We start from the raw sequence: 17,900 nt of genomic DNA, 5'->3' as shown, positions 1-17,900 counted from the left end.
CCATGCTGTGCCAGAGGGTCGTCATGCTGTGGTTGTTATGGATGGTGCTCTATGGCATCAACCAAGTTTAAACCTACATAATGTGACGATGCTTAAATTACCCCCTTATTCACCTGAGTTAAATCCATCTGAACAGGTGTGGTCGTATTTGAAACAACATTGGTTATCCAATAGGTGTTTTGATGGTTATGAGGCTATTGTTAATGCTGCTTGCAAGGCTTGGAATAGACTTTGTTCCAAGCCCGAGCTCATTCAGTCTATAACCTCTCGTGATTGGATTGGTTTATAGGTTTATTTATAGAATTGGTATAATTTAGCTATCACTATGTATATTCACTATCTTTTGCAATTTTTTTGGCTTCTTGCTTACCTTCGATGATCTTTTGTTTGCTGTCTTGTTTATCCTGCTCGCTAGCGCTGACTGCATTTTGTGTTTGTTCAGAATGCGCACATGGCTCATATTGTAAAGTGGTGAGCACTGGAAAATGGTCAGATCCTATCGAAGGTAAGCGCTCAATATCAACTAAAGTAAAGCAGGGGCTGTGAAAAATATGATCTAATGCCCAGCGCAAAAAGGGATAATCAACATGAAAGGTATTGATAAAAAAACGCCCAACCCTAGGATCTAATAAGCCAGAAATACGCTGAAACATACGAGTGGTTTTTGACCAAGCAACATCGTTTAGATCACCTGCCAAAATCGCCACTTGTTGGTTGGCCTTGATGTGACGCCCCACTAATAATAGCTCAGCATCACGTGTGGTTGATTTTTCAGCTTCTGTGGGGCTGGGCGGCATTGGGTGCAAACAATACAGCCAAACCAGCTTATCATTTGACAGACGTATTTGGGTATGAATGGAGGGAATATCTTCCATTAACAAATACTTCACTTGCGGCTCTACCAACTCAAGCTTTGAGTATAAATGCATTCCATACAGATTATCCAAAGGCACTTTTACTGTATAGGGATAATCAGCTTCAATGACTTCTAGCGCCTGTTGCCACCTAAGATCTGACTCTAAAGTGATGAGAATGTCAGGCTGCTTTTTCTGTACCAAATCGACCAAGGCTTGAGTGTCATTATTAGGAGTCAATACATTAGAAACCATTAGGCTTAATTGTAGCGGATTGTCCATCAGCTTAGCTTGTCGCACCTGCTTTGGCCACAATCGAGTATAAGGTAGAACCATACACAGCTGAAAACCAATAGCAACCACTAATGCCACCAGCAAACTTATCTGTGTAGTTTGCCACACTGGAGTTAGGATAAGCAGTAATAGCAAGCTTAGCACGCCCAGCACTAAAATCTGAATCCTGGGAAAATCTACTCCGCGTACCCACCAATGATCTAATGGCAACCAGCCCCAGAGAGTAACAAAAACAACTATGCCTGCACAGATTTGAGTCATCAAATATAAAAAATCAAGCATAACACCTCGACAAATATTGATATCACTAAAAAAAATATTAAAAATTAGCAACCGCCTATTGCTTTTTGTCGCATATCAAGGCAAGGTAATTGGTTGTGCAAATTATTAGTTTTTTATAGTGGTATATTTTACTTTAACAATTACTTTAATAAAAACTAATACTTTAATAAAAACTAAGTTTGTTAAGTTTTTTGGTTTGTATCAATACTAAAGCAAAAACGGATTTAAGATAAGGGCGTTCCTTAACTTAACGGTTAAATAATGAATAATTCGTTCACTACATAAGAGGTATTTTCATGAGTCAGCTACAAGTAGGTCTTGTTGGATGGCGTGGCATGGTAGGATCAGTCCTCATGCAGCGTATGGTAGAAGAAAATGACTTTTCTAATATCACACCTATTTTCTTTTCAACCAGCAATGCAGGTGGTGATGCACCAACATTTGATGGTGTCAAACATACTGACGCCAGTGCCAAGCTTAAAGATGCCCACGACATTGACGCACTGAGTGCCTGCGATGTCATTATCACCTGTCAAGGAGGCGACTACACTACGGCTGTACATGGTTCTCTGCGTGAATCTGGTTGGAATGGTTATTGGATCGATGCAGCGAGCAGTCTGCGTATGCAACAAGATAGTGTCATTATCTTAGATCCAGTGAACCGATCAGTCATTGATAACGCTTTACAAAACGGCACCAAAGACTTTATCGGTGGTAACTGTACTGTATCATTGATGCTGATGGCAATTGGCGAGCTTTTCAACCGTGGTTGGGTTGAGTGGGTATCTGCCATGACTTATCAAGCTGCTAGCGGCTCAGGTGCCAATAATATGCGCGAACTGATCAATGGCATGGGCATTTTACGTGATGCCGTAGCGGACGAATTAGCAGATCCTGCCAGCGCCATCCTAGCCATTGACAAAAAAATTGCTGATACTCAGCGCAGCAGTGACTTTCCGACGCAATACTTTAGCGTGCCGCTAGCAGGTAGCTTGATCCCTTATATTGATAGCCAACTTGAAAATAAGCAGTCACGTGAAGAATGGAAAGGTGGGGTTGAAACCAACAAAATCCTAAATAATACAGGCGATGACATCATTCCTATTGACGGCATCTGTGTCCGTGTTGGCTCAATGCGCTGTCATGCCCAAGGCCTAACTATTAAACTGAAAAAAGACATCCCTCTTGAAGAAATCGAACAAGCTCTAAAAAATAGTGGTAATGAGTGGTTAGACTTTGTTGAAGATGACAAAGAAGCCACCTTGCAGCGCCTAACGCCTGTTGCAGTAACAGGCACATTGACTGTCGCCCTAGGTCGGTTACGTAAGCTAAATATGGGACCTGAATACTTAGGTGCATTTACAGTTGGTGATCAGCTTCTATGGGGCGCTGCTGAGCCATTGCGCCGTATGTTGAATATCATTCAAAAAAGTCAGCATTAATTTTTGCTCAAAGCACACCTATTGTGATGCGTATTAAGTAGCATTTTGTAAAATAAGAAAGCCCCAGCTTTAAACAGTTGGGGCTTTTGCCATACTCAATAGAGTCATTAACTCTCGGTATATAGTTGTAGTCAGATAAATGAGTTGCAAGGCAACCGAGTGCAAGTTCTACTCAAGTACTACTGAAGTAGGCTAAACGAGGTTAACGCTGTAACTCTTTTATACTATAACTCTTTTATACTATAACTCTTTTATACTGTAACTCTTTTATATGGCTGTGAATATAGCAAATCACTAATACCTTGGCTCGTTAGTGTGTTGGCTCATCACCCTGTACATATTCACCTGATACATCATCCATCGGCACATCAGGGTGTCTAATAAGATGAATGATAGCCAATATCAGTCCTCCCCATATTGCTAACATGGCAAAGATCATTAACGCAATCGCTGATGAACTCATTTAGACTCTCCTTTTTTTCTTTTCATAAAGGTAAATAGCAAGGCACCGATGGCAAAGACTGCGACCACACCCCAACCATAAATAATTTGGGTCATCACTGAGTAGCCACCATAGCCCTCTGTTAATAATGATTTTAACGTCATTACCAGTGCAACAATCAAAGATAATGGAGTAACAATAGACAGCATGAACACCCAAAGCTTACCTACTTTTAAGCTCGAAATTGCGTTAATATGTTGGGTCAGCTGTGGAATTAAACGGCGATTGAACCAAGTAATCCAGATAATAGATAAGATTGCACCCACCACAATACCAATATTGTTAGCAAAATTATCAATGATATCAACAAAGGTAATGGCGCTTTTTGATGAAAACAGTGCGATAGAAATGATAGCACTCACACCGCCAACCACAGTAACCGACTTATTTCGTGACCAACCAAATTTGTCTTTAAAGGCAGCAATTGGCACCTCTAAAATACTGACCATCGAGCTGATACCAGCAAATACTAATGAGCCAAAGAATAAGAAGCCAACTAAATCACCCTTTGAACCTAAGGTTGAGATTAGTTTTGGAAAGGCAATGAACGCCAAACCAATACCACCGCCTACTACTTCAGAGATAGGTGAGCCCGTTGCATGTGCCATATAACCTAGCGCTGCAAAAACACCAATACCCGCTAATAGCTCAAATGATGAGTTAGCCAGTCCAACTACCAAACCAGATCCAGTTAAGTTGGCATTACGCTTTAAGTAAGAGGCGAAAGTCACCATAATACCGAAGCCAATAGACAAGGAGAAAAAGATATGTCCATAAGCGGCCAACCAAACTTCTGGACTCTTCATTGCTGACCAGCTTGGGGTAAAAAATGCATTTAAACCATCAATAGCGCCTGGTAAGCGGGCAGCTTGAATAACCAGTAAAACAAAAGTCAGCATTAATAACGGAATAAATATCTTGTTGGCTATTTCAAGTCCTCTTTTTACTCCACCATATAAAATCAATAATGCAATAGCCCAGACGATTACCAAACCAATAAATAGATGAGGTACAACTTCAAATAGCACCCCATCGGCATTTTGCAAATAAGCGTTAAAGAAGAACTCTTCAGGGTTCTCACCCCACTGTTGCCCAAAAGAGAACAGCATGAAGTTACCCGCCCAGTTTAAGACACTGGCGTAATAAATGGCTATCACAGTGGCGACCAATACTTGCCACCAACCAATAGGTTCTGCTGACTTCACTAAACGCTTGTAAGCTGTTGGTGGTGCACCTTTAAAACGCTGACCAATGACATAGTCCAAATATAATAAAGGCAACCCTGCTGTTAACAATGCGATTAAATAGGGAATTAAGAACGCACCACCACCATTTTCATAAGCGACATAAGGAAAACGCCAAATATTTCCTAATCCTACCGCAGAACCTACCGCTGCTAAAATAAAGCCTGATCGACTAGACCAGTTTTCCCTTTTTTCTGACTGCATAGACACATCAGACTCCTTAATTATTAAAAGCTTGCTCATTAAACCAATACTTAGCTAGCTTAATGAGCCAAACAAGATTAAATGAAACCTTAATTTTATTTTTAGATGTTATCTAGGGCATATCTTTATATTGAAAATGGTAGAAAAAATAACATTTAGCTATTTTCAACTTCCTTAAAAAGCATCGTATAAATTGAAAACATACCCTAATTACCGCTTCATCCAGCGCCCGTCTGTCAGTTAAACATAACCTATCTTTTAACCAAACAAGACCTATCTTTCAATCGAATATGGATAGAACTAACACGATAATAAGCAACTTGTTTATTAAGAACAATAAAAAAGTCACTTGATTGTAATATTAATTTACATCTAATTACAAAATAGTCTGTTTCATATAGCGGTAAAAGTCAAGAAACTATAAAATAAAAAAGCCATAACTTTTAGTTATGGCCTTAATGATATCATTCAAAATAAGTGGTTTAGCTGAGTTTATATTGGGTCTGTTTTACACTCACCTCATGTGTTTAATAGCAATTTAGCTTTTTCAATTTAGCCCTATTTGCACAGGCATAACGCTCTAATTTTAATATGGTTACCAGACGCCAAGTATATGCACTACGACATTAGGCTTAACTAGGCTAGATCCCTAGCCCTTTAGTCACTCTAGTAGATTGCTGATCTATATACTATCTGGTAATTCCACGAGTACTATTAACCAGCGAATCAATAAGCAATTGTACCTTTGGCTCTTGTGGCAAAAACTCATCAGTCAGCTCGGCAATAACCTGCTGTGTGGTTTTACCAGATCTAAATATCAACTTATAAGCACTGCGTAAGGTGTTTATTGTCTCCTTAGGCCACTGTTTACGACGCATACCTTCAATATTTAATCCATGAGCACTTGCAGGGTTCCCAGAAACTAAGGTCATGGCAGCCACATCTTTTAGGATAACACTACCTCCGCCAACCAAGCTATAATCATCAATACGGCAAAACTGATGTACGCCTGCTTGACCACCAACAATGACACCATTACCGATATGCACATGACCAGCGACACCGACATTATTGGCTAATATATTGTCATCACCAATCACACAATCATGGGCAATATGAGTATTAACCATAAACAAGTTACCACTGCCTATCGTGGTTACCCCTTTATCTTGTATGGTACCTCGATGAAAGCTACAGGATTCACGTATTAAATTATTATCTCCGATCTCCAGCCACGTTTCTTCGCCTTGATACTTTAAGTCTTGGCAGTCTTCTCCGATGCTAGCAAATTGATATATTTTATTATTTTTACCAATGCGGGTATTTTTTGTCACCACCACATGGCGAAACAATTCGGTACCAGCATCAATAGTGACATAGTCCCCAACGATACAGTATGGACCTATTACCGCTGTCTCATGTATTTCAGCACTGTCTGAAATGATAGCTGTGGGGTGAATTTGTGTCATTAACGTAACCTGTCAAAATGAATACCTCATTCTTAACTCATAACGAAAGCTATGACTTTAGCCTAGTACTTTGTATTAATAAAAAGTGCTACTTTTCTAGACTACTAGTACCAACTCACAAGAAGCTTTAATATGTTAAGAATGGGTTTATGAATATAAAATAATTTTAAAGCTTGTCTTTCTGAGCTTATTGTTCCTCTTTATTTAATTTACCTAAAGTGCGACACTAGGTGCTGTATAGAGTTCATTTATTAATACTATAAATCAATTCCATACAGCTCCTATATCCTGGGCACTCTGTCTTGGCGAATAATCATCAACTGCGCACTAGCAGCCAATGTATCATCAACAAAAGCACGGCTATCAAACTTATATATATTACGTTTGACTAACAACAGCTCAGATTTTAAGGTCAACCTATCTCCTGGTATTACAGGATTTCTAAAACGAACTTTGTCAACCCCTGCAAATAAAAACAAATGCCCGTCTTCAGCAGTAATACCCTCTGAAATAAATGCTAAAATACCAGACAACTGTGCCAATGCCTCAACAATCAATACTCCAGGCATAATGGGCTCTTCAGGGAAGTGGCCTTGAAAAAACGGCTCGTTAAAAGAAACATTTTTATAACCTGTAATCCAAGTATTTGGACAGCAGGCTGTGACTCTATCTATCAACATGAAAGGATAACGATGCGGTAAATAGCTTTTTAACTGATCAAACGCCATTGGCATACGCACTGAGGTTTGTGTTAAAAACTGCTCGTCTTCAGCGCTCATCAGCCACTCATCTGACCAACCTCTTGGCTGGGCTGCTGGCGATGCGGCCTGGCGTAAACTATCCGAACTTTTGCTCATTGCTCATCCTTACATCAGATATTAAGGTTAAAAAACTTTAGTATATCCTGTTTTATTAGGGCGTGTCTGCAACTTAAAAGGTTGATAACAGTAAAATAAAACACTCAAAACCATATATACCTTATTAAACCTAAACACCCTATTAAAAAATTAAAAAGCCTTGCAAATTTTGTGACAAAATTGGCTCAACGCTCTTTTTCACCTAAAGCTCGCATTCTGACTGCCATACGGCGCCAATCCATTGCAGGCATGGCAGGCACTCCAGAGGAATATACGCCTGGACGTTTAATCGACTTAGTGACCATCGCCATTCCAGTCAATACCACATCATCAGTAATGGTGATGTGACCAGCGATACCAACACTACCCCCTATCATACAGCGCTTTCCTATACGGGTGCTACCAGCAATTCCTGCATTTCCAGCAATAGCAGTACCTGCACCAATTTTCACATTGTGACCAATTTGCACTAGGTTGTCGATAATCACGTTATCATCAATGACCGTATCATCAATTGCACCTCTATCAATACAGGTTTGACTGCCGACACGCACCTGATTGCCAAGGATAACTCGGCCTAGCTGGACAATACGTTCCCAGCCATCAGTTGCGGTATTTGCAAGCGGTGCAAAGCCGAAACCTTCAGAGCCAATACTAGCGCCTGAATGCAGGCGTACTTGATCACCGATTTGGCTATGATGACCAATAAACACCTGCGGATAACAGACACAGTTTTTACCAAGATGACTATTTTCTTCAATATATACGTGTGCAATAAGCTGGCTACCATCACCAATATGTACGTGCTCACCAACCACACAAAACGGCCCAATATAAACGTTATCACCAATAACAGCAGTATCAGCTATTTGGGCACTTGGATGAATACAGCTCCCATCTATCGCCTGAGCTTTAGTTTGTGGTTCAAATAAGTGCGACACACTAGCGTACGCTGCATAAGGATTGGCAACTACCACAGCCAGACTTGTCGTTGGTATCTGTGAAGCAAACTGCTCGGATAATAAGACAATTGCTGCCTGTGTTACTGGTAGTACTGAGGCGTAAGCCTTATCCGCCAAAAAGCTTAACTGCTGTGCATTGGCCTCATCCAAACTACCAATACCAGTAACCAAAGTCTGCTGCTGCGCTTGAGTCAACTGTCGCAGGTTTAAGACTGGCTGACGGGTGCTGATGGCTTCAATAATCTGGGCAAGGCTAACTTGTGGTTCAAATGAGGTCATGAGAGTTAACAATATCCTTTAGAACAGTTAGAGTAACAGCATCTTCTATAAATGACATCTTCTATAAATGACATCTTCTATAAATGAAATGAGTTGTTACTCGGCAAGTCTCCAATAGCTACTCTGGAGATTGATAAGCTAAAAATGACTAGGGTCTGTTGAACATGCATCTTCATAGCAAAAGTCTAGCTTAGTTTTTTCGTGTAAAAATAGATGCACCAAAATAAAAGCTATCTTTAAACCTAGGGCGTGTCTTCATTTTAAAATAGTAACAAAAATAAGATAAACCTCAGTTAGACTAGGAAAATAACACAGATAATATCATGATATTAACCCGTTATTTGACGATGTATAACAAGATCTAGCTGTTTTTAGCCCATTTAAATATCACTGCACAAATTGAAGACGCACCCCAGCAAAAAATCTCAACTATTAAAAAGTACTACCGATCTGGAATTGTACTTCTTCAGTTTTGTCACCCTTTTTATCACCAAATGGCTTAGCATAACTGATAGAGATAGGACCGATTGGCGTATACCAAGTGATGCCTGCACCTGCACTATAACGTAGATCATTATCACGTCTTAATAATGGTAGATTTTTTCTTTCTAAGTGCTCATTTAAGCTTGCATACTCACCTTTTAACATAAAGGTTTCGTTTTTCTTACTGGTGGTGTCAAAGACCTGACCACCTTCAACAAACACAACTGGACGCACCTGATCTGCCCAATCACCTTTAAAAGGCATCGGTAAAATTAGCTCAGCACCAAAAGTTGCTAAAGCATTACCACCCACTTCTTCTTCATCATAATAATCATTTGGATATTGATTGGCAGCATAGTCAAAGACAGGTGAACGTGGTCCTAAACTTGAGGCCTCATAACCACGTACCGATCCATAACCCCCTGCATAGAAGTTTTCATAGAAAGGAAGGTCCTTACCATAACCAAGTCGTGTATAACCACGTAGCACAAAATCTTTAGCCAATGGAAAATAGATATTACCGCGATAGACTAGTTTTTGATACGTCTGATCACCAAAGCCTAGAGTGGCGCTAACATCATGGCTCATCCCTTTAGTCGGGAAGATAGGGCGATCTAGGGTGCTATAATCCCAACCTAGTAGTAGGTTATAGGTGTTATAGTCATTTTTAAAGCTGGCATTATATAGTGGATCAGTACCGATAAGCTGACCATTACTATCATAGCTATCTCTGGTATAAGCCCGCATCTTGCCTTTTTCTTTTAACAGCTCAGAGACGTTTGAGATACCCATATAACGACCGCCACTAACTTCTGTATTATCAAAGTTAAAGCCGGCGCTAATATATTTAGTTTCATCAATTGGATAGCTGTAACTTAAAGTAGCTCCATAAGAATCCAGGACATAGTTACTGACGTTACGATCATCGTATTTGGTGTTACGATAATAGGCGCTTACCCCTTGCGAGACACCGTTAGCAGTGAAGTATGGGTCAGTAAAACCTAAGCTATAAGAGTCACGAGTTTGAGAACGTGAAAAAGCTGCATTGACTCGGTTACCTGTTCCCATAAAGTTACGCTGACTAAAGTCTAGCTGGAAGGTTACCCCACCACTTTGCGAGTAACCTGCGGCAATGGTTGAACTACCAGAGGGTTGCTCTTCTACCGTAAAGTTAACATCAATCTGGTCTGGCGTGTTAGGTACTGGGCGTATATCTACATTTACAGTCTTAAAAAAGCCTGTACGCATCAAACGCACACGTGAGGTTTGAATCTTTTCATTTGATGCAAGCGATCCTTCGAGTTGACGTAGCTCACGGCGCAATACTTCATCTTCGGTCTTAATATTACCGTTAAAGTTAATGCGGCGCACATAAACTGGTCGTGAGGGATCTATAAAGTAATCAATATCAACGGTTTTGGTATCTTCATTAATGCGCGGTACTGGACGAATTTGTGCAAAATAAAAGCCGTCATTGCCATAATGATCTTGTAATGCTGTGGTCGAAGCTTCAAGCTTAGCTTGTGAATAACGTTCTCCTGTATCAAACTGAATTTGCTCTGATAATTCAGCAGCATCATAGCTTGGCTTGCCTAAAAAGCTAATGTCGCCAAATTGATACTGTTCACCTTCAGTGACACTCACTTCAATATAAACTTTATTTTTTTCTTCATTAATATTCAACGTGGCATTATCAACACTAAAGTTAACAAAACCTTCGTTTAAATACATTGCTTTTAAGCTTTCTAAGCTTGCAGCCAGCTTTTCTTTAGCGTAGCGATCTGATTTGGAAAAAAAGCGATTCCAAGCAGACTCTTTCACTGCAAACACATCTTTAATATCATCTTCGCTAAAGTATTCATTACCGATAATATTAATATCAACCACTTTTGCAGCTTTACCTTCAATAAAGCGAATGGTGAGCTTAGCGCGGTTACCTTCAAGCAGCTCTTGATCTACTTCAATATCACTGTTGTAATAGCCTTGGCTAATATATTGCTGCTGTAATTCGTTGGCGACATTTTGGACAGTAGATTGCTTTAGCACATCGCCAACTGATATCCCAGCATATTTTAAGCCATCCTCTAGTCCCTGTTTTGGAATTAGCTTGTTACCAACAAAGTTTACTTCTGCCACAATCGGACGCTCAACAACATAATATGTTATGCGCCCCTCATCTTGCTTGGCTTGAATATTAGCAAAGTCACCTGTGGCATACAGCGCTTGAATGCTATTGGCTAAATCTTGATCTGTCGCCACACTGCCAACGTCTGTGGTCAATAAGGGATATAGACTTTCTGGAGTTAAACGATGAAGACCAACAAACTCAATATCAGTTAATACTGCATCTGCAGCGTGGGTAGATACAGCCATCATGGCGACAAAGGCGGGCACTGCGATTAGTTGGGCTTTTTTTAATAAAGACGTTTGCATACATACAATCCGTAATTCAGAGAACTTGCTAAAGGTGAGGTAATACTTTTTTATTCAAAGCACATTTTGTCTTGGTGCTTATTTTAGGGTGATTAGAAAGCTTTTAATATAACAAACTATTGGAGGTTATAAAATTAATAAAAGTCAGTTTTTTTAAAAATAGCGACTAAAGTCATTGGTAATGGCCAGTATCATAAATCCTATTAGCAGTAAAAAGCCTATATTCAACCCTATTGCCTGCATATGCTCTGGTAATGGCTTACCACGAATTAGCTCAATAATATAATACACTAAATGGCCGCCATCTAATACAGGAATGGGCAGCAGGTTAAGTACAGCAAGACTCAAACTGATAATAGCAGCGGTTGCCAACACTTGCTTCCAACTGATATCAAAGCTTTGCTTACTCACCACAGCAATGGAGATAGGACCTGAAAGGTTTTCAAGCCCCACCTTGCCTGTGACCATTTTACCCATTGACTTTAAAGTCATGTTGGCTAACTGACCAGTTTTGGCAAAAGACTTTCCAATCGCAGTTAATGCCCCGTAGGATACCATTGTTTTATACTCATCAGGTACAACTATCTGTCCTGGATCTACACCAGCACCAATTTGACCATAACGCTGTCCTGCTGTCCCTTTTTTGCCTTGTGGCATAACTTTTAGCTCAACTTGCTGCATTTCGCCAGCATCATTTTGACGCAAAACCTGAAAGGTGAGCAGCTTTTCTGGGTTATCTCTAATTAAATGAGTAGCATCTATCCAGTCATCAATGGGATGACCATCAATGGCAGTAATTCTATCACCCACCTGCATACCTTGACGAATGGCGGCACCATCTTCGGATAGATGTGCTATCACAGGCTCAATATGTGGCTGCCAAGGCAATACTCCCAAGCCCGATAAAGTGTCTATTCCTGATTGCTCACCTTGTAAAAAGTTTGTAATCGGCACCTCAACTTGCTGGGTTGACCCATAAAACTGCTCTAATCCTTGACTCATACCTTGTTGTTTGTCACTATCTTGGTGACGCTCTGTATCTACTATCTGAGTCATCGGCTGTACGCTAATACGCACCGTTCCAGTCTCTCCCATACGGTCTGCTAGACGGTAATTCACCTCCTCCCAAGTCTGGACTGGATGACCATCTACCGCTACAATTTTATCACCAACGGGTAAGCTAACACTGGCCGCTGGACTATCTGGTATTACCGAGCCAATGCGCGTATTTAACTGCTCACTGGGCACCACAAATAATACCCAAAATAATGCAATGGCAATAATAAAGTTCATTAATGGCCCTGCGGCCACAATGGCGATTTTTTTTAGCGGATGTTGATTGTTAAACGCCAAATGTTTTTCGCTATCCGCCACATCTGCTTCACGCTCATCAAGCATCTTTACATAGCCGCCTAGAGGCAAGGCTGAAATACGATAATCAATGCCAGACTTTTTGCTAGTCCAGCCATACAGCTTCGGACCAAACCCAATAGAATAGGTCAGTACTTTTACTCCGCATAAGCGAGCAACTATATAATGCCCCCACTCATGTAAAGCGACTAAAGGTCCCAAAACGGCAATAAACGCCAAAGCAACTAGCAAAAATGACATTAACTGCGGCACTCCTGTATGACTTGCTCAGCAAAAGACCGAGCTATTTTATCAATATTCAAAATATCATCTAACTGTTTTATATTTAAGGAAAAGTTTGGATTAATACCCTGGCTTAATCCAGTATCATTCTGAGCAATACCAGTAGTATGTTGACTGGCTAGTATTGCATCACCGCCTAGCATCTTGTCTAATACTCTGGCATTAATCAAGGCGATATCGGTTAAAAAAACTTGCTGTTTTATAAAAGCCTCTACCGCCACTTCATTGGCTGCATTAAGTGCAATAGTAGCTGACTGTCCTGTTTGCATAGCTTGGCGAGCAAGTTTTAGACAAGCAAATTTTTCTAAATCTGGCTTAACAAACTCCAACGCCGCCAGCTGAAATAAATCGAGTGACTCAACACTTGTAGCAATACGCTGTGGATAAGCTAGCGCATGAGCTATTGGCGTACGCATATCAGGACTACCCAACTGCGCCAAAAAACTACCATCTGTATATTCAACCATAGAATGGATAATACTTTGTGGATGGATAACAACTTGAATATCTGATTCAGCCAGATCAAACAAATGGCAGGCTTCAATTAGCTCCAAACCTTTATTCATCATAGTGGCTGAATCCACAGATATTTTTTTGCCCATCGACCAGTTAGGGTGCTTTACTGCCTCACTAACACTTGCCGCTTGCATTTGCTGTAAGCTTTTGTGTAAAAACGGGCCTCCAGAAGCAGTTAGCCATAGCTTTTTAACTCCGTGACCAGCATCATGAATGGCAGTATTATTTTGCTGAACCTCATTCGGTAAGCATTGAAAAATAGCATTATGCTCAGAGTCTAACGGCAATAAGGTTGCACCATTGTCTTTGACCGCTTGCATCATCAAGCTGCCCGCCATCACCAAGGCCTCTTTGTTAGCCAGCAAAATACGCTTACCAGCACGTGCCGCAGTAAGTGTCGAAGACAAACCTGCGGCACCAACAATAGCTGCTACCACCGTATCTACCTCAGGGTCGGCAGCAATATCATCAAGACCTGCTTGACCGCCAACCACATCACAGTTTAAGCCTGCCTGTTGTAAGCGAGTAGCAAACTCATCTACCTTCTCGCTAGGCACCGCTACCCGTACAGGCTGAAACTGCTGACACAGTGTCAATAACTTATCGAGACGACCGTGACCTGATAAAGCATAAACTTGATACAACTGAGGGTGTTCAGCCAAAATAGACAGGGTACTGTCACCGATTGAGCCGGTTGCACCGAGTACGGCAATGCGTTGGGTCATAACTTACCTTCAAAAACATTAACTATAAATCATTAGGGGCTTAAAGACGGACTATAACACCAACCAACCCATCTGTTGCATGCTCCAAAATCCTAGTGCAAAAATCGGCGTGGCTGCTAATAGCGAATCAATACGATCCAAGATACCGCCATGACCAGGCAAGATATTGCCTGAATCTTTAACACCAGCTTTGCGCTTGAGCATAGACTCCAATAGATCTCCTAATACAGAAGACAATATCGTTATCAATGACAGCCCCACAAATAATACCAAAGTCGTGCCTGTTAACTGCAAATTAAATAGACTAATGGCAAGTACTACCGCAAATCCAGTCACCAAACCACCTGCTAGCCCTTCCATGCTTTTATTAGGCGACACATTGGGCGCCATCTTGCGTCGACCAAATTTGCGCCCAACAAAGTAAGCACCACTGTCGGCACACCATACCAATAAAAAGACATACAATAACCACCAAGGTGAGAACTGCCACAGATAAAACATAGCGGTAATTGCACCAGTTAACAATACCAGTCCAATTACAGACAACTGCTTACCATGCCAAGGTGTCGAGTGTGGAAACTGACTGACCCAGTATAATGCCATTAACCAGATTAAGGTCGATAACACCCACCAAGCTGGCCAAGATTGCGGTGCTAGCAAGGTTATTAAGGTGATTGCCAATACTAACAATACAAACAAAATTGGGATATGCCATTTTGGCATCAATTTTGTCCATTCATAAGCAGCAATGGTTACTCCGATAGCCAATAAGGGTACAATTAAATAAGGTGTTTCACTTGCGAACAGTGCAATACCAACGATAATGACCAATACCACAGCCGTTTTAATGCGTGTCCACATACCAAAGCACCTTCTTTTTATCCATTATATATTGATACCGCTACTATATATTGATACCGCTACTGCTAATTTACTAGCCACAATAAATTAGCAATTACCTTCTGCTAACTACTCTACTACCCATCATTGTCATTTTCTAGACCTTGCTCAATCTGTTCACTGGTCTTACCAAAGCGGCGCTGGCGCTGCGAAAACTCAAATAACAAGGCATTTAACTCTTTTGGCGTAAAATCTGGCCACAAAGTATCAGTAAAAAATAACTCAGCATACGCAGATTGCCATAACAAAAAGTTAGAAATCCGATACTCACCACCAGTACGAATCAACATATCCACATCAGGAACATCCGCCAACTGTACCTGCTTATCTAGCAAACCGACACTCACCTGATCAGCAAGCAGTTCACCTTTTGCCACTTGCGTTGCCAAAATACGAGCAGCATTGGCAATATCCCACTGACCACCATAGCTAATGGCGATAACCAGTGTCATGGCATCATTGTTAGCAGTCTCAGCTTCTGCATCGGCCATTTGCTGTTGCAGCGCTGGGCTTAACTGACTTCTATCACCGATAAATCTTAAGCGAATATGATACTTTTTCATTCGTGGCATTTGCTCAGTGATGGTAGTAGAAAGTAAACGCATCAACAAAGCCACCTCATTGGGTGGGCGTTGCCAATTTTCACTAGAAAAAGCAAATACGGTTAATACCTCAATGCCAGTTGCCACACAGTACTCAACTAAGGGGTCTAATGCTTCTTTTCCTGCGACATGACCTTGACCTTTTGCCATACCATGCGCTTTACCATAACGGTTGTTACCATCCATAATAATGGCAATATGTTTTGGTAATATCGCAGGCGTCGCTAAGTCATCATCTGAACCTCTTGAGAGTTCGGGCTGTTGCTGAGTTGCGGGGTTAGGTTGCTTAGAGTGAGGCTTGGTCATAATAGGCATCTAATAAGTTGCAGGGTTAGAGAAGTTTAGAACAAAGGGATAGGACGCTTGGCTTTTTTTTATTTTAGTTAGGACTTACACACGAGTAGATATGATGGCAACTGGTAATCATTTATGAATCCTTTGAAGGTAGAGCCAGACGCTCCATAAATAATAACCAGTCGCTTTTAAAGCCTTGAAATCGTATTTTATGTAAGTCCTATTAGTGAGTCTTTATTTTAGTAACGTGAATTTATCATGTTATGGCTTTACAGCAACTTGCAAGTTATCATGTTATGGCTTTACAGCAACTTGCAAGTTATCACACATATAGCTTTTATGCGTCATCAACGTCCAACAGACAGACCTTATACCTCCATAAGCTCTTTTTCTTTTGTCTCTAGCATACCATCAATAATACCGATATATTTATCAGTTAGCTTTTGGATGTCATCACTGGCACGACGCTCTTCATCTTCACTAATTTCTTTTTCTTTTTCAAGTTCCTTGATATCACTTAACAAGTCACGGCGAATATTGCGGATAGAAACGCGGCTGTTTTCGGCATCACCACGAGCCAACTTTTGCATATCACGGCGCGTTTCTTCAGTTAACGCTGGCATAGGCACACGAATCACATCAGCAGTCATTGGGTTTAAGCCTAAGTCTGCTTCACGAATCGCTTTATCTACCGCTTGCACCATAGAGCGTTCAAACGGCTGTACCAATAAGGTGCGTGAATCTTCAACGTTGATACTAGCAACTTGGTTTAATGGTGTATCAGCGCCATAGTAGCTAACCATTACCCCAGATAACATACCAGGATGCGCACGACCTGTACGCACTTTGCTAAAGGCATTTTCTAAGGCTTCGATGGTTTTTTTCATACGATCTTCACCATCTTTTTTAATATCATTAATCATCTTTTTTTCCTTCTTAATTGATTTAACAAAACTTATTCGTTACATAAAACTTATTCGTTACATAAAGGCAAGTTTACACAAGTCATCACATTTAAGCACTGTCAAACAGCATCCATAAAACTAACTGCTTATAGACTAATGGCTGCTTATGAGCTAATGGAATACTTGCGTACCTTCATTTTTACCCATGATGACATTTAATAACGAGTTAGGCTTATTCATATCAAATACTTGCAGCGGTACATTGTGATCACGACATAAGGCAATAGCAGTCAAATCCATAACGCCAAGCTTTTGTTCTAGCACCTCATCAAAGGTCAGCGCATCGTATTTGGTCGCATCATCATGCACACTCGGATCTTTGTCATATACGCCATCTACCTTGGTCGCTTTTAGAATGACACCCGCTTCAATTTCGATGCCACGTAGACAGGCGGCAGTATCTGTTGTAAAAAATGGGTTGCCTGTCCCTGCAACAAAAATGCATACATCGCCATTTTTTAGGTAACGAATCGCATTGCGACTGCTATAACTTTCTGTCACCTCGCCAATAGGCAGTGCAGACATTAAGCGCGTATTAATATTGCGGCGCTCTAACGCATCACGCATGGCCAACCCATTCATCACGGTAGCAAGCATTCCCATTTGATCGCCAGTGACACGTCCCACCAAGCCTTCTTTTTGAAGCTGACTGCCACGGTATAAGTTACCACCACCAACGACGATACCCACTTGCACGCCCAAACCGCATAAATGGGCAATGGCCAAGCTCATCTTATCAAGTACCGAGGCATCAATCCCCATGCCCTGATCACCCGCTAAGGCTTCGCCTGATAGTTTAAGTAAAATACGAGAAAATTGTGGATTTTTATCAGACATAAGGCACCTTTTTTATTTCAACTAATTTAAAGACAACGAACTATCAATGAATGAACTATCAACGAATGAAAGACAAGTGGACTGACGGTTTGCAATCGCTTCA

General features: G+C 40.9%; 15 protein-coding genes. 2 read left to right on the top strand and 13 right to left on the bottom strand.

Annotated features, from left to right (window positions below; translation table 11 throughout):
• Positions 1-289 (top strand): transposase (locus H140_RS0107015; protein WP_019672954.1); only part of this gene is annotated, 289 nt, incomplete at its 5' end.
• A 34-nt stretch (positions 290-323) separates the two neighbouring features.
• On the opposite strand, the gene H140_RS0107010 is transcribed toward H140_RS0107015, so the two are convergent.
• Positions 324-1,430 (bottom strand): endonuclease/exonuclease/phosphatase family protein, encoded by a 1,107-nt coding sequence (locus H140_RS0107010; RefSeq protein ID WP_026348916.1) that lies wholly within the window; start codon positions 1,428-1,430, stop codon positions 324-326.
• A 296-nt stretch (positions 1,431-1,726) separates the two neighbouring features.
• Here H140_RS0107010 and asd point away from each other — a divergent pair, with 296 nt between their 5' ends.
• Positions 1,727-2,872 carry an aspartate-semialdehyde dehydrogenase gene (gene asd, locus H140_RS0107005; protein ID WP_019672952.1) on the top strand — a complete coding sequence of 382 codons (1,146 nt, stop codon included), beginning with the start codon at positions 1,727-1,729 and terminating at the stop codon, positions 2,870-2,872.
• A 310-nt stretch (positions 2,873-3,182) separates the two neighbouring features.
• Here the strand turns inward: asd and H140_RS15495 are convergent, their stop codons facing one another.
• From H140_RS15495 to pyrH, 12 genes are all read right to left on the bottom strand, one after another.
• A complete protein-coding gene (locus H140_RS15495; protein ID WP_019672951.1) occupies positions 3,183-3,335 on the bottom strand; it encodes a methionine/alanine import family NSS transporter small subunit in 153 nt (50 codons plus the stop codon).
• The gene (locus tag H140_RS0106995) at positions 3,332-4,822 is read right to left on the bottom strand and encodes a sodium-dependent transporter (RefSeq protein WP_019672950.1); all 1,491 of its coding nucleotides are present in this window, start codon (positions 4,820-4,822) and stop codon (positions 3,332-3,334) included. Before H140_RS0106995 ends, H140_RS15495 begins: the two co-directional genes overlap by 4 nt.
• A 689-nt stretch (positions 4,823-5,511) precedes the next feature.
• A complete protein-coding gene (gene lpxA, locus H140_RS0106990; RefSeq protein WP_019672949.1) occupies positions 5,512-6,291 on the bottom strand; it encodes an acyl-ACP--UDP-N-acetylglucosamine O-acyltransferase in 780 nt (259 codons plus the stop codon).
• 281 nt (positions 6,292-6,572) lie between these two features.
• Complete coding sequence (gene fabZ, locus H140_RS0106985) at positions 6,573-7,070, bottom strand: 3-hydroxyacyl-ACP dehydratase FabZ (protein WP_026348915.1); 498 nt, start codon at positions 7,068-7,070, stop codon at positions 6,573-6,575.
• Positions 7,071-7,333: 263 nt separating this feature from the next.
• Positions 7,334-8,389 carry a UDP-3-O-(3-hydroxymyristoyl)glucosamine N-acyltransferase gene (gene lpxD / locus H140_RS0106980; protein ID WP_019672947.1) on the bottom strand — a complete coding sequence of 352 codons (1,056 nt, stop codon included), beginning with the start codon at positions 8,387-8,389 and terminating at the stop codon, positions 7,334-7,336.
• Positions 8,390-8,821: 432 nt separating this feature from the next.
• Positions 8,822-11,305, bottom strand: coding sequence for an outer membrane protein assembly factor BamA (gene bamA, locus H140_RS0106975; RefSeq protein ID WP_019672946.1), 2,484 nt, complete (start codon positions 11,303-11,305; stop codon positions 8,822-8,824).
• A gap of 153 nt (positions 11,306-11,458) precedes the next feature.
• Positions 11,459-12,916: an RIP metalloprotease RseP gene (rseP, locus tag H140_RS0106970; protein ID WP_019672945.1), complete on the bottom strand. Its 1,458-nt coding sequence runs from the start codon at positions 12,914-12,916 to the stop codon at positions 11,459-11,461.
• On the bottom strand, positions 12,916-14,199 hold the full coding sequence (gene dxr / locus H140_RS0106965; protein ID WP_019672944.1) for a 1-deoxy-D-xylulose-5-phosphate reductoisomerase: 1,284 nt from the start codon (positions 14,197-14,199) through the stop codon (positions 12,916-12,918). Before dxr ends, rseP begins: the two co-directional genes overlap by 1 nt.
• Before the next feature lie 51 nt (positions 14,200-14,250).
• The gene (locus H140_RS0106960; RefSeq protein ID WP_019672943.1) at positions 14,251-15,060 is read right to left on the bottom strand and encodes a phosphatidate cytidylyltransferase; all 810 of its coding nucleotides are present in this window, start codon (positions 15,058-15,060) and stop codon (positions 14,251-14,253) included.
• 116 nt (positions 15,061-15,176) lie between these two features.
• Positions 15,177-16,007 (bottom strand): polyprenyl diphosphate synthase, encoded by an 831-nt coding sequence (uppS, locus tag H140_RS0106955; RefSeq protein ID WP_019672942.1) that lies wholly within the window; start codon positions 16,005-16,007, stop codon positions 15,177-15,179.
• Positions 16,008-16,363: 356 nt separating this feature from the next.
• Positions 16,364-16,918: a ribosome recycling factor gene (frr, locus tag H140_RS0106950; RefSeq protein ID WP_019672941.1), complete on the bottom strand. Its 555-nt coding sequence runs from the start codon at positions 16,916-16,918 to the stop codon at positions 16,364-16,366.
• Between the two features lie 153 nt (positions 16,919-17,071).
• Complete coding sequence (pyrH, locus tag H140_RS0106945) at positions 17,072-17,797, bottom strand: UMP kinase (RefSeq protein ID WP_019672940.1); 726 nt, start codon at positions 17,795-17,797, stop codon at positions 17,072-17,074.
• Positions 17,798-17,900: the final 103 nt, after the last annotated feature.

Source organism: Psychrobacter lutiphocae DSM 21542, from assembly GCF_000382145.1.
GTDB classification, from domain to species: Bacteria; Pseudomonadota; Gammaproteobacteria; order Pseudomonadales; family Moraxellaceae; genus Psychrobacter; species Psychrobacter lutiphocae.
Note: the sequence above shows the minus strand (reverse complement) of the source record. Positions and strands in the feature narration are given on the sequence as shown.

Bases quoted from the DNA above. Each gene is read 5' to 3' on its own strand.
- H140_RS15495 (WP_019672951.1), bottom strand. From the start codon at position 3,335: ATGAGTTCATCAGCGATTGCGTTAATGATCTTTGCCATGTTAGCAATA.
- dxr (WP_019672944.1), bottom strand. From the start codon at position 14,199: ATGACCCAACGCATTGCCGTACTCGGTGCAACCGGCTCAATCGGTGAC.
- H140_RS0107010 (WP_026348916.1), bottom strand. From the start codon at position 1,430: ATGCTTGATTTTTTATATTTGATGACTCAAATCTGTGCAGGCATAGTT.
- uppS (WP_019672942.1), bottom strand. From the start codon at position 16,007: ATGACCAAGCCTCACTCTAAGCAACCTAACCCCGCAACTCAGCAACAG.
- lpxD (WP_019672947.1), bottom strand. From the start codon at position 8,389: ATGACCTCATTTGAACCACAAGTTAGCCTTGCCCAGATTATTGAAGCC.
- lpxA (WP_019672949.1), bottom strand. From the start codon at position 6,291: ATGACACAAATTCACCCCACAGCTATCATTTCAGACAGTGCTGAAATA.
- fabZ (WP_026348915.1), bottom strand. From the start codon at position 7,070: ATGAGCGCTGAAGACGAGCAGTTTTTAACACAAACCTCAGTGCGTATG.
- bamA (WP_019672946.1), bottom strand. From the start codon at position 11,305: ATGCAAACGTCTTTATTAAAAAAAGCCCAACTAATCGCAGTGCCCGCC.
- asd (WP_019672952.1), top strand. From the start codon at position 1,727: ATGAGTCAGCTACAAGTAGGTCTTGTTGGATGGCGTGGCATGGTAGGA.
- pyrH (WP_019672940.1), bottom strand. From the start codon at position 17,797: ATGTCTGATAAAAATCCACAATTTTCTCGTATTTTACTTAAACTATCA.
- frr (WP_019672941.1), bottom strand. From the start codon at position 16,918: ATGATTAATGATATTAAAAAAGATGGTGAAGATCGTATGAAAAAAACC.
- H140_RS0106960 (WP_019672943.1), bottom strand. From the start codon at position 15,060: ATGTGGACACGCATTAAAACGGCTGTGGTATTGGTCATTATCGTTGGT.
- H140_RS0106995 (WP_019672950.1), bottom strand. From the start codon at position 4,822: ATGCAGTCAGAAAAAAGGGAAAACTGGTCTAGTCGATCAGGCTTTATT.
- rseP (WP_019672945.1), bottom strand. From the start codon at position 12,916: ATGTCATTTTTGCTAGTTGCTTTGGCGTTTATTGCCGTTTTGGGACCT.